Source organism: Thiorhodovibrio litoralis, from assembly GCF_033954455.1.
Lineage (GTDB): Bacteria > Pseudomonadota > Gammaproteobacteria > Chromatiales > Chromatiaceae > Thiorhodovibrio > Thiorhodovibrio litoralis.
This window is the reverse complement of record NZ_CP121473.1, coordinates 2650246-2662361: the sequence shown is the minus strand read 5'-3', so window position 1 is coordinate 2662361 and position 12116 is coordinate 2650246. Positions and strand designations below refer to the sequence as shown.

Below are 12116 nucleotides of genomic sequence, written 5' to 3'. Positions count from 1 at the left end.
GCGAGACCCCGCATGCCGGACAAAAAAGCCACTGTTCTGATCGTTGACGATCAACCCAGCAACATCCAACTGCTGGCCGCGCTGCTGAAAGCGGACTATCGCATCCTCACCGCCACGCGCGGTCACAAAGCCCTGGAACTGGCCGAGAGCAAGCAGCCGCCGGACCTGATTCTGCTCGATGTGATCATGCCGGACATGGACGGCCATGAAGTCTGCCGCCGGCTGAAGGATCAGGAGACCACCCGCGGCATTCCGGTGATCTTCGTCACCGGCATGAACGACGACAAGGACGAGGAGCACGGCCTGAACCTGGGCGCCGCCGATTACATCACCAAACCCTTCAACCCGGCCATTGTCCGCGCCCGGGTGCGCAATCAGGTCAACCTCAAGCTGCGAACCGACATGCTCGAGCAAATCTCCTGGGAAGACGCGCTCACCGGCATCCCCAATCGGCGCCGCTTCGACCAGAAACTCACCGAGGAATGCGCTCGACTCACCCGCAACGACCACCAGTCATTGTCCCTGCTGATGCTGGATATCGACCATTTCAAGCCCTTTAACGACAACTACGGCCACGGCGCCGGCGATGACTGCCTCAGACGCGTCGCCCAAGCCCTGGCCGAGGTGCCCCAGCGCCCCGCCGACCTGGTGGCGCGCTACGGCGGCGAGGAATTCGCCGTCATCCTGCCGGAAACCGACGCCGCCGGCGCCCAAGACATCGCCGAACGCCTGCTTGCGGCCGTGCGCGCACTCAATCTCGAACACGCCTACTCGGATGTCGCCCCCCATGTCACCTTAAGCATCGGCGGCGCCACCCACAGCGCCGCCGAGGCAAAGACAAGCCCCAAGGCAAACACCAAGGCAGACGCAGAAGCACTCAAAAAAAACGCTGACGCCGCCCTCTACCGGGCAAAGACGCATGGCCGTAATCAGTTCATGTCTGGTTCATCAAGCGCCTGACCGCAACGGGCGCCGGGCGCCGGCCATTGGGGGGGGGGGGGCGCAGCTCAAACCTCCAGCCAGAAGGTCACGGGGCCGTCGTTGGTCAGGCTGACCTGCATATCAGCGCCAAAAACACCACCCGCGACCGGCTGGTGCACCTGGCAGGCGCGCTCGAGCAAATAGGCGAACAGCCGCTCGCCGAGCGCGGGCGCAGCCGCGCTGGTGAAGCTTGCGCGGGTACCCTTGCGCGTATCGGCCGCCAGCGTGAACTGGGGCACCAGCAACAGGCCGCCGCCGGTGTCGAGCAGGCTCCGGTTCATGCGCCCACTGGCATCGGGGAAGACGCGATAGCCGAGTAACCGTTCCAGCAGGCGCTTGGCGCGGGAGTCGTCATCATCGGGTTGCACCGCCACCAGCACCAGCAAACCCGCGTCGATGGCACCAACCAGTTCGCCCGCCACATGGACCCGCGCCTGGGTGACGCGCTGCAGCAGCGCAATCATGTCCGCTAGGGCGCAAGCGTTTGAGCGAAACGATCGGTCGCCGCCACCAGCGCGCGGGCAATGCCGGGCTCAAAGGCGGCATGGCCTGCGTCGGGGATGATGTTTAGCTCCGCCTCGGGCCAGGCCTGGTGCAGTTCCCAGGCCGAGGCCAGCGGGCAGATGGCGTCATAGCGACCATGGACAATGACGCCGGGAATGCCACGAATGGCGTCGATATCGCGCAGGAGCTGATCGGACTGAAAAAACGCATTGTGCATAAAGTAATGGCATTCAATGCGCGCTAACGCGAGCGCGAAGGCATCGGCGGCGAAGCTGTCGCGCAAATCGCGATCCGCTAGCAGGGTGGCGCAGCGGCCCTCCCACAGCGACCAGGCGCGCGCCGCCGCCGTCTGCTGCTCGCTCGCCGGACCAAACAGCCGCTCGGCGTAGGCGCGCAGCAGATCGACCTGCTCTTCCGGCGGAATGGGCGCGAGATAGTCCTGCCAGTAGTCCGGGAACAGCCGACACGCGCCCTGCTGATAAAACCAGTGAATTTCCTCCGGCCGGCACAGAAAAATGCCGCGCAACACCAGCGCGGCCACGGACTGCGGATGTTGCTCGGCATAGGCAAGGGATAAGGTCGAGCCCCAGGAGCCGCCAAACACCAACCAGCGCTCGATGCCTAAGTGCTCCCGCAGGCGCTCGATGTCGGCGACCAAATCCCAGGTGGTATTGGCATCAATGCTGGCATGGGGGCGGGAGCGACCGCTACCGCGCTGATCGAACAAAATAATGCGATAGCGCTCAGGGTCGAAGAATCGCCGGTGGGATGCGCCGCAGCCGGCGCCGGGGCCACCGTGCAAAAAGAGCGCCGGGTAGCCCGCTGGATTACCGCTTTGCTCCACATAGAGCTCATGGCCGTCGCCGACCTCAAGGAACTCGGTCGTATAGGGCTCAATGGCCGGATAAAGGCTTTCCTGCATCGCCGGATCCCTCCACTCAATCGACAGTGTCAATGCACCGCGGTTGAAGAATCAGTCTGCTATGGTTGAAGAAGCGCTTGCCTTGGTTGCTAGCCCCGCAGAGACCGCATCGCCGCGCGCGGCCAACTGCGCCAGGGTTTCACAGCGCTTGAGCTCCGAGCCCGCCACCTCGCTCAGCCGCTGCTGCTCCGCCGCGAGTGCATCCGGCGGCGGCGGCGAGGCATTGAGCATCGCCGCGGCCTCGCGCAGATCGGAGCAAACGCTGACAGGGTCATCAGACAAGGTTGCGCGAAACAGCCGCGCCGAGGCCCCATACAAGAAACCGAGCGCGCTCTCAGGCGCCTCATCGCGCGTGTCGTCGGCCGCTTCAAGCAATTTTCGGTTCTCGCGACCGACGCGCGGCTCGGCTGTATTGTCGTCAAGCCGATTGCGACGCTCGCTCAGTGCCAGCAGCAAACCGCCATGGTAGGCGACCCGGCGGATGCTGCCCTGCTCCGAAGCGGACAGTGTCAGCGCCTTTCTGTAACGGCGCTCGGCACAGCCGAGCAGTCGGCGCATTTCATCGTCACGATACGAGGTGGTATGCGGCAGCTCGATTGCCTGGCGCAGACAATCATCCGCTTGCTTCGCCTCCTCCTCGGCGCAGTCTTTCTTACCGCCGGCCTGGCAACCGCCACCAAAAAACGCTGCCAGAAAGTCCCCACCCGATTGGTCGGCGCCACTTTCCGCCGCGGCGTTATTGGTCGAGTCCAGGGAGAACGGTTGCAACCCGAACGACTGGCTCTGCGACTGCAAACCCTTGGACTCTGCCAGCGGCGCATCCACGCCACCCTGACCGAGACCGACGGACGGCAGGGTCTCGCAGGCGCCGAGTAGCGTAACAACCGCAGCACAGCTCAGCGCAGCCGCAAGCCTGCGCCAGCCGCCGGTGGATGCCGCCCATGGCAAGGGGTTCGGGGTTAAAGTGCGCATGTTAACGATACCCTTGAGGCAGGTACCAGGGCAGTGAAAGCCCCGCAAGGGCACTCCCAGAGACCATAAGACACCAGACCGGCTCCGTTTAGCTGCGCTGACACCGACAGGCTTTGATGATCAAAGCTGCCAGCGCGGATGGGGCAGCGCTCGAGCAGCGCCCCTGGAATCGGTTCAGGACTGCGGCGCGGAGTCGCCGGGACAGCGGTCGGTGTGAAGGAAGAATGCCTCGTGCCAAGGAACCTCGATGCCACAGTCATAGCGAAGCTGCACGGTATGGGAATGACCAACGAAGTAAGTCCAGCCGGCGCCGATGAGCACAATCACGATCACGATCAGGAAATCTTTCATCACAGGATCCTCGCTAGGTTTTTGATACCTGAGATAGCACCTTGGAGGCGGTTCTGCAGATATCGGTCAGATTTCGGGTAGCACGACAATACCGTCGCCGTTGATAAATATTGTTTTTTGCGGGAAGGTGGTAGGCCTGCCCGGCCAATACGGGCGTCCAAAGATAGCCCAGGCATCCGTTTCGAGCAAGATTCGCGTGCGCTATGATGTTTGTTCGAGCAGCGTTTTCAGCCCTGCTCAGGCCGCTTGCGCTGCAGCGGCCGGGTCAGTGACCCTCGTTCAGTCGCTCGGCTGGTGGGTGTAACCTTGTACAATTAGCATCTACAATTAGTACAATTAGCATCTACACTTAAGCATCAAACTTCTCAACCGGTCCCTTGGCTGTATCGATGACGCGGCAAAGTTCAGACCAAAAAGATGGCGCAGCGCGGCATCGGCTTGCATCAGCCTGCCGGAGGGATAAGGGTTTCTTCTGCCAAACGTGACTTCTCCCCCGCCATCCAAACGCCGTTTGATGACCGCCGCCCACCCCGCGACCGCGGGTTCGCGACTTGCGCGCGGCATTCTGGTTTCTCTCGCGCTGATGACGGGCACTCTGGCGACGGGGGCGGCCGGCGGGCAGGAAGTCATCGTCAACGCCGATGTCGATCTTAACGCCATCGACCGGAATTTCGCCCGCCTGCTGATCACCATGCGCATGCCGCAATGGCCAGACAAGCGCCCGGTCACCGTCTTCGTGCTCCCGGACAACAATCCCGTCCACGAGTCTTTCGCCAAGCGCGTGCTGGAGGTCTATCCCTATCAGCTCAGACGCACCTGGGACCGGCAAGTGTTCTCCGGCACCGGGCAGGCCCCGCGGCAGGTGGCCAACGAGCAGGAAATGATCGAACGCGTCAGCCAAACCGCCGGCGCTGTGGGATATGTCAGCTCGCCGCCGGATACCGACCTGGTCAAGGTTCTGGAGGTCGAGCAATGAGGTTGCGAACACGCGCGATTCTTGCCCCTCTTTTGCTTCTCGCCCCTCTTGTGCTTCTCGCCAGCACCGGGCTTGCTGCCGAGCCGACCAGCGCGCCCAAGGCAGGCGCGACGGGATTCGGATTTGGCGAGCGTCTGCAGATCCATGGCTTTGCCAGCCAGGGAGCTGTTCAAAGCAGCGCCAACCGCTATTACGGCGATAGCCCGGAGACTTCCTTCGATTTCACCGAGCTCGGCATCAATGCCTCTTTTCGTGTCAACCCCCGCCTGATGCTCGCGGCGCAAGTCCTGTCCCGACGCGCCGGCGACATGAGCGACGGATCACCAGAGATCGATTTCGCACTCGCCGACGTTAACTTGGTCTCGAACGCGCGCTACCGCGCCGGCATGCGGGTCGGCCGGATCAAGAACCGGCTCGGCCTCTACAACGAAACCCGCGATGTGCCTTTCACCCATCCGGGCATCTTTCTCCCTCAAGTGGTGTATTTCGACAAGGTGCGCAACCTGGTGCTGTCAACGGATGGCATTCTGCTCTACGGCGACCTGCACCAACCCTTTGGCACCTTCTCGGCCACTTTATCGACGGGAAACCCGGTGATTGATGAGAATGTCGAAGCCGCCTTCATGATCGGTGACTCCGATGGCACCCTGGAGAGCGAAAATCACTCCTGGCTGGGCAGCTTGTGGTTTGACTCAGCAACCGAGGCGCTGAAGCTCGGCCTCAGCGGCGCGACCGCCTCAGCGAAATACGATCCAAATTCCAGTAACCCTTTCTCCCTTCAACCTGGCACCATCGATATCCTCTACTGGATCGCCTCGGCGCAATACAATGCCGAGCGTTGGAGTCTGACAGCCGAGTACATGGGCGAACCGATTCAATGGCGCGATTTCGGCCCTTGGCGCCCGGATCGCGACGCAACGGCCGAGGGTTACTATGCTCAGGGAACCTACCGTTTCCTGCCTCGATGGCAGCTGATGGCGCGCTACGAGGAGGGTTTCGCCGACCGCGATGATCGCGACGGCAGCCAGCTTGAGCAGGACACCTTCGGTATGGTCCCGGCCAACACGGCCTACTCGCGAATCCTCAGCCTCGGGGTACGCTGGGACATCAACCGGCAGTGGATGCTGCGGGCTGAGTATTCACGCCATATCGGAAATTTCATTCTATCCGAGATCGAGAACCCCGATTTCTCCCAGTTTGAGAAACACTGGAATGTGTTTGCAATTCAGGCAGCTTTCCGCTTCTAGACGGTGGACAGCAGCTTGAGCCCACCGCGCAGCATTCCGTCGAGTCCGCGAAAGTTCTTCCTTGGGCTGCGCTGGAAGGTGGTTCTCGGCATCAGCCTGACGCTGATTCCGCTCGTTGCCTTCCTGACCCTTTACGCCCGCGCAAGCTTGCTCGATCAGTTCCAACAGACCCAAAGCCGCCTGCGCAGCCATCAGAGCAACCACTTCCGGACGCTGGTGCGCGAGCGCTATCAGCAGATGTCGCGGCTTGCCAACATGGTGCCCGCATTGGCCTCGTTGGAGGACCAAGGCGCCGCGCCCGCAGATCGCATGACCGACCCCGGCGAGCGCTTGCACCTAGCACTCGAAAGCATCGGCAGCCTACTCGATTTGGAATGGGACATCCGCTCCGTCCACTGGCTGGCCCTCGGCGAGGCGCCTGTCGCACTCTGGCCAACCGACAGCGAACCCTTGCCAGATGCCTTGATCGCAGCCGTCAACAAGACTCCCGAGCAGCTCACCGAGCAGCTGCAATGCGACGCTTCCCACTGCCGTCAGTACATCAGCTCCCCGATCCTCTGGCACGGAGAGACCGCCGGCACCCTGGTCCTCGGACGCGCCCTGGGAAGCATTCTGCTGACCTTTCAGCAACTAACCGGCGCCAACCTGGCCATCGCGACCCCAATCACCACGCTGGACCCGGATTCATCGGCACAGGCCACGACACTGCGTTTTCAGGGAGCCACCGAGCCCGACATCATTCTGCCGCTACTCGAATCCCAGCCCACCGAGGCCTTGCTCGCCAGTAGCTCCGAAACGCCTCTCGCAGTGCACTTTGGCACGCACTGGTATGAGATTTTCCACATCGATACCAGCGACGCCGGGCTCACCGCCTTCGTCATTAACCGCACCACGGACGAGCGACTCGGCATCCGCGCAATCGCGCGCAACAGCTTGCTGATCGGCCTGATCGGGCTGCTGCTCGCCGAGGTTCTATTGCTGCTCATCCTGCGCGGCCCGGTCGAGCGCATTCGCGCCCTGTCCAACCTGCTACCGCTGCTAGCCGAAAACCGCTTCGACGCCCTCGCTGAGCGCCTGCCGCGCACCGGTGGGCGCCTGCGCTGGCGCGATGAAATCGACACCAACGTCGAGGTCATCGGCACGCTCAACCAGCGCATGGCCATCATGCAGACCGAACGCGAAGCCGCCCAGCGCGAGCTGCATTGGCTGGCTGATCACGACCCCCTGACCAGTTTGCTCAACCGGCGCCGGTTCGACCACGAACTCACGCGCGCCATTGAGCGGGCATCCGCGACCGGCACCCAGGGCGCATTGTTGTTTGTGGACCTGGATAATTTCAAGGATGTCAACGACACCAGCGGCCATCAGGTCGGCGACCGTCTGATCCGGCGCATCGCCAAGAGGCTCTCCGCCTGCATCCGGCAGCGCGGGCGCATCGGCCGCTTCGGCGGCGACGAGTTCGCCATGCTCCTGCATCCGGTGGTGGAGCCCGAGCTCGACAACCTGATTAAAGAATTCCAGCAGCAAATCCGCTCAACCAGCGTGCGCGCCGGCAATCATCGCCATCAGGTCTCCGCCAGCATCGGCGTCGTGCTCTTTCCCGAACATGGCGCCGACACCCAGGCACTCATGGCCAATGCCGATCTGGCCATGTATCAGGCCAAAGCCAACCAGCATCGCGGTCACTGGCATCTGTATTCCGAGGCCGACATGGCACGCGCCCAAGCCAATGAGCGCGTGCTCTGGACGCACGAGATCGGCAACGCACTGGACTTCAGCCGTTTTCAGCTTTTCTACCAGCCCATCATGGCCCTGCCCGAACGGCGCATCTGGCGCGCCGAGGCTCTGCTGCGCCTGCCGCTACCCGACGGGCGCATTGCCAACCCAGCGGAATTTATTCCGGTGGCTGAACGCACCGGCCTGATCAACGCCATCGACCGCTGGGTCATCGCCAATGCCGTCCGCGTGCTGAGCGAGCATCCGCGGCTCTCCCTGGCCGTCAACCTGTCGGCCAAGTCGCTGGCCGACCCGACGCTGGACGGCGAGCTGATGCAGGTGTTGCACTCCTCAGGAATAGACCCGCAACGCCTGACGCTCGAGATCACCGAAACCGTCGCCATCGACAACATGGAGGTTGCCATCGCCCGCATGAATAGCCTGCGCGCGCTCGGCTGTCGCTTCGCGCTCGACGACTTTGGCAGCGGCTTTGCCTCCTATGCCTACCTGAAACAGCTCCCGGTCGATGATGTAAAAATCGACGGCAGCTTCATTCGCAACCTCGATCACAATGCCGAGGATCGCATTTTCGTCACCGCCGCCACCGAAATGGCGCACGCGATGGGCAAGAAAGTCATCGCCGAATTCGTCGAGTCCGAGGCCATTCTCGATGTCCTGATCGAGCTCGGCATCGACTTCGGGCAGGGCTACTTCATTGGTCGACCGGTCCCCGAGCTGCCAGCGCCGGAAGATGCCCGCCCTGAGCCCCAGCCGCTGGCCCATTAAAACGAATTGAAAAGCGCGCGCACTAACCAAACCTCTGGCAGCTGAAGCCAACCGCAGCAACACAAGAGAGCACACTCATGACGGAAGACTGGATCGAGGGACGGGTCGTTGGCCTGCGCCACTGGAGCGACAATCTCTACAGCCTGAATATCGACGCCCCACTGCCTTCGTTCGTGGCTGGCCAATACATCAAGGTCGCACTCGATATCGACGAAAAGCGTGTCGGGCGCCCCTACTCCCTGGTCAACGCCCCGGATGAGCGACCGCTCGAGATCTACTTCAACGAGGTCCCGGAAGGACCACTGACCCCACGCCTGTCCGATCTGCGCAGCGGCGACCGCGTCTGGGTCTCAGCCAAGGCCGGCGGTGTCTTCACCATGGATAACGTCGTCTCACGCCGGCATCTGTGGATGCTCGCCACCGGTACCGCGCTTGGCGTCTACCTCTCAATCCTCAAAACGCCCGAGCCATGGGAACGCTTCGAGCGGATCATCCTGGTCCAAGGCGCCCGCCACAGCGGCGAGTTGGCCTACCCCGAGACCCTGGCCAAGCTCAAAGAGCAATACGGCCAGCGCTTCTCCTTTACCTCCACCCTCACCCGCGAGCAACGCCCGGGCTCACTCCAGGGCCGTATCACCCAGCTTCTTGAACAAGGCGAGCTCCAGCGCGCCGCCGACGCCGAGATTACCGCCGAGGACAGCCACCTGATGCTTTGCGGCAATTCCGCCATGATCAAAGAGGTCCGCGCCTGGCTAGAGGCCCGCGGACTGCACCGGCACAAGCGCACCCAGCCCGGGCATTACACCACCGAGCAGTATCACTAAATCAGTGGTCTGGCCCAGTCGCCTGACTCAGTCTGCTGGTTCAGTCTGCTGGTTCAGTCTGCTGGTTCAGTCTGCTGGTTCAGTCTGCTGGTTCAGTCTATGGCTCAGTCGTCTGGCGACCTCTCTTTCGCGTCCGCCTCCTGGCTCTGATCCTGCGCATCGCCCGGCGTGTGGCGCGTGCTCTTGATGGTGGTCAGCAGCCAGTACATCAGCACAACCCAGCCGATCAGCTCCAACGCTTGTAAAGTGCCTGCATCCATCGTCTACTCCTCCTGGCGATCAAGCGCTTGGTGATCGCGCTCTAGGTGATTATGGGGACTAAGGACGCGCCTTACGCACAGCCGCCCTCGCCTCCAGCACATGGCGGCCATTGAGACCGTCTTCAACGACCAGATTCCTCACAATACCTGACTGATCGGAAGCCCTGAGCGCCCGTGCCTCAAGAGCCCCAGGAGAGCCGCCGTCGATAAGTCTGTTCGCGCGGTATTGTTTCCACTCGCACCCTCTGCCAACCATGCCTTTCCTGTGCGCCAGCAATCTCCACGCCCTTCATCTCGCTGCGCTGCTGCTCTTGGTGTCAGAAGTTGCCAACAGCCAGACGGACTTGCCGACGGGCCAGACGGACTTGCCGACAGCCGCGCTGATTCGCGACAAGATCACACAAGCACTCAGCCACACCAGCATCGCCCCAACTGACCTGCTGGTGCGCGACCAACGGATGTGGGAGAAGAACGCGGAAAAATTCCGCGAGGAAGGACGCCTGATCGGCGACTTCCCGCTGCCTGGTCCCAGCGACCCGATGCGTCCGCCGCCCCTCGACCGGGCACTGCGCTCGCCGCTGGAGGCCATCTCCGTGGCCATTGAGCTCAGCGCTGGCATCGCACCACCGACTCTGCAAAGCCTGATTGGCGAACCTCCAGGCAACCGGAATCCCCAGCTGGTCAAACCGGTGGCGTCGCTCAGTCACGACCTACCGCAATGGGTCAGTCAGGTCGTCGCCATCCTAAAAGGCATGGAGACCATGATCCAAAGCACTGGATTACAAGCGGGGTTAAGCGCGGGATTACGTGCGCAACAGCGCAAGAAAATGCCGGCATGGATACTCGACAGCATACCGAAAGACGATCTTGCTCAGGCACGCCCCGCCTTCAATGCCTATGCCGCCATCGAGCCAAAACCGCTTCTCGATCTCGCGCTCACCCTGGTCGAGCTGACTCAACAGCAGAGCACCCGGATTCCATCCACCCGGATCCCATCATGGCCAGCTATGACCGGGCCCCTGCAGCTTGATGTTGACGGCCGAACGGTCATCATCGGCACTCCAGGCGATGATCACCACCACCTAGACGCATGGCTGCTGATCGATCCCGGCGGCAATGATCTTTACACCAACAACGCAGGCGGTGCCGCTGAAATTGGCCAGATCGCGGTGCTGATCGACTTTGACGGCGACGATCGCTACCTCAGCGAGAGCCCTTTCAGCCAAGGCGCCGCCCATCAGAGCGTTGGCCTGCTCATCGACCTTGCGGGCAATGACGACTATCAGTGCACCACCTACTGCCAGGGCGCCGCACTTGGCGGCGTTGGTGGCTTATTCGACTTCGGCGGCCAAGATCAGATGCGCGCCAGTCAGTTTGCCCAGGGTGCAGCGGCGTTTGGAATAGGACTTGTGCACGCAGCCGGAGAAGAAAACGATACCTACATCATCGACGGTAAGGGACAAGGGTTCAGCCGCACCGCCGGAACCGCCCTGCTGCACGACCAAGGCGGCAATGACACCTATCGCGTCAACGACCGATTCGCGTCCAACTACTCGCAATGGACGAACGGCCAGCCAGTCTTTTGGTCTTTTGCCCAGGGAGCCAGCCTTGGCTTCTACCTACGCTTTGACGAAACGCTGAAAAACGGTGACCCGGCGCCCGTCACGCGCGAGTTATTCCCTGGGGGAGTCGGTGTGCTGATCGACGACCATGGCGACGATACCTATACCGGCTCCATGTACACCCAAGGCACCGGCTACTTTTATGGTCTCGGCATGCTGATTGACCGCGCCGGCAACGACAGCTATAGCGCAAGCTGGTACGGCCAGGGCGCCGCGGCCCACTTCGCCGTTGGTGTCCTGCTCGACCAAGCGGGTCAGGATACCTATCGCGGCATCAATCAGGTCCAGGGAAACGGCCGCGACTTCGCTACGGGCGTGCTCATCGACATCGCCGGCCACGACCACTACCAAGCCGAGGACCGCAGTCAGGGTTGCGGCGACCAATACGACGGCTACGGCATTCTGGCTGACCTCGCCGGAGACGATCACTACCAGGCGAGCGAACGCAGCGCTCGCGGCTACGCCACCAACAGTGATCCCGACCGCCAGCCTAGCGACAAACGTCCCTACCTGGACGCCGGCATTTTCCTCGACCTCGCCGGCCAAGACCGCTATCAGGGCCCCGCTGGCGGCGCCAATCACGCCCTATGGATCGACAACCAGACCCGTCGCGGCGTCGGTCTGGACGAATAACAGACAGCAGAAATCAGATGATTCGTTGCCGCCAACGAAAGACTGCGCTGCGGATATCATTCTCCTTACCATTGACAGGGACTAGGCCCAGACCAGAGAATGCGGCACCGCTTGTATGTTTGGGCAGAAACTGCGGGCGGATAACAACATGTCAATAATACTCAAGGGGGTGTCTGCCCGATCGAAGCTGTTCGATTGTCCTTTCGGCCAGGGTATGGGCCGGCGGACAGTCGGCTGGCTGACCGCGAATTCCGTTCGGCCACGCGCTCTGCCAAGACCTCATGCATGGCCGTCCCGTTTTTCGATCGCCTCGCCCCCGCAT

At 62.1% G+C, this 12116-nt stretch carries 11 protein-coding genes; 6 read left to right on the top strand and 5 right to left on the bottom strand.

The window, feature by feature from the left end; translation table 11 throughout:
* The first annotated feature begins 12 nt into the window (after positions 1-12).
* Positions 13-960, top strand: coding sequence for a diguanylate cyclase domain-containing protein (locus Thiosp_RS11845; protein ID WP_201066296.1), 948 nt, complete (start codon positions 13-15; stop codon positions 958-960).
* 47 nt (positions 961-1007) lie between these two features.
* Here Thiosp_RS11845 and dtd read toward each other — a convergent pair whose 3' ends face one another.
* From dtd to Thiosp_RS11825, 4 genes are all read right to left on the bottom strand, one after another.
* Positions 1008-1445: a D-aminoacyl-tRNA deacylase gene (gene dtd, locus Thiosp_RS11840; protein WP_201066292.1), complete on the bottom strand. Its 438-nt coding sequence runs from the start codon at positions 1443-1445 to the stop codon at positions 1008-1010.
* A gap of 5 nt (positions 1446-1450) precedes the next feature.
* Positions 1451-2407, bottom strand: coding sequence for a prolyl aminopeptidase (gene pip / locus Thiosp_RS11835; protein ID WP_201066291.1), 957 nt, complete (start codon positions 2405-2407; stop codon positions 1451-1453).
* Positions 2408-2458: 51 nt separating this feature from the next.
* Positions 2459-3379: a hypothetical protein gene (locus tag Thiosp_RS11830; protein ID WP_201066290.1), complete on the bottom strand. Its 921-nt coding sequence runs from the start codon at positions 3377-3379 to the stop codon at positions 2459-2461.
* Between the two features lie 174 nt (positions 3380-3553).
* Complete coding sequence (locus Thiosp_RS11825; RefSeq protein WP_201066288.1) at positions 3554-3730, bottom strand: hypothetical protein; 177 nt, start codon at positions 3728-3730, stop codon at positions 3554-3556.
* Positions 3731-4244: 514 nt separating this feature from the next.
* Between Thiosp_RS11825 and Thiosp_RS11820 the strand changes: the two genes are divergently transcribed.
* The 4 genes from Thiosp_RS11820 (at position 4245) to Thiosp_RS11805 (ending at position 9279) form a co-directional block, all read left to right on the top strand.
* Complete coding sequence (locus tag Thiosp_RS11820; protein WP_201066286.1) at positions 4245-4706, top strand: hypothetical protein; 462 nt, start codon at positions 4245-4247, stop codon at positions 4704-4706.
* Positions 4707-4756: 50 nt separating this feature from the next.
* Positions 4757-5953 (top strand): TonB-dependent receptor, encoded by a 1197-nt coding sequence (locus Thiosp_RS11815; RefSeq protein ID WP_323697082.1) that lies wholly within the window; start codon positions 4757-4759, stop codon positions 5951-5953.
* Between the two features lie 15 nt (positions 5954-5968).
* Entirely contained in the window at positions 5969-8455 is a 2487-nt protein-coding gene (locus tag Thiosp_RS11810) for a bifunctional diguanylate cyclase/phosphodiesterase (RefSeq protein ID WP_201066282.1), read from the top strand.
* Between the two features lie 77 nt (positions 8456-8532).
* Complete coding sequence (locus tag Thiosp_RS11805) at positions 8533-9279, top strand: ferredoxin--NADP reductase (RefSeq protein WP_201066279.1); 747 nt, start codon at positions 8533-8535, stop codon at positions 9277-9279.
* 104 nt (positions 9280-9383) lie between these two features.
* On the opposite strand, the gene Thiosp_RS11800 is transcribed toward Thiosp_RS11805, so the two are convergent.
* The gene (locus Thiosp_RS11800) at positions 9384-9539 is read right to left on the bottom strand and encodes a hypothetical protein (protein ID WP_201066277.1); all 156 of its coding nucleotides are present in this window, start codon (positions 9537-9539) and stop codon (positions 9384-9386) included.
* Between the two features lie 254 nt (positions 9540-9793).
* Here Thiosp_RS11800 and Thiosp_RS11795 point away from each other — a divergent pair, with 254 nt between their 5' ends.
* Positions 9794-11794 (top strand): hypothetical protein, encoded by a 2001-nt coding sequence (locus Thiosp_RS11795; RefSeq protein ID WP_201066275.1) that lies wholly within the window; start codon positions 9794-9796, stop codon positions 11792-11794.
* Positions 11795-12116 lie beyond the last annotated feature (322 nt).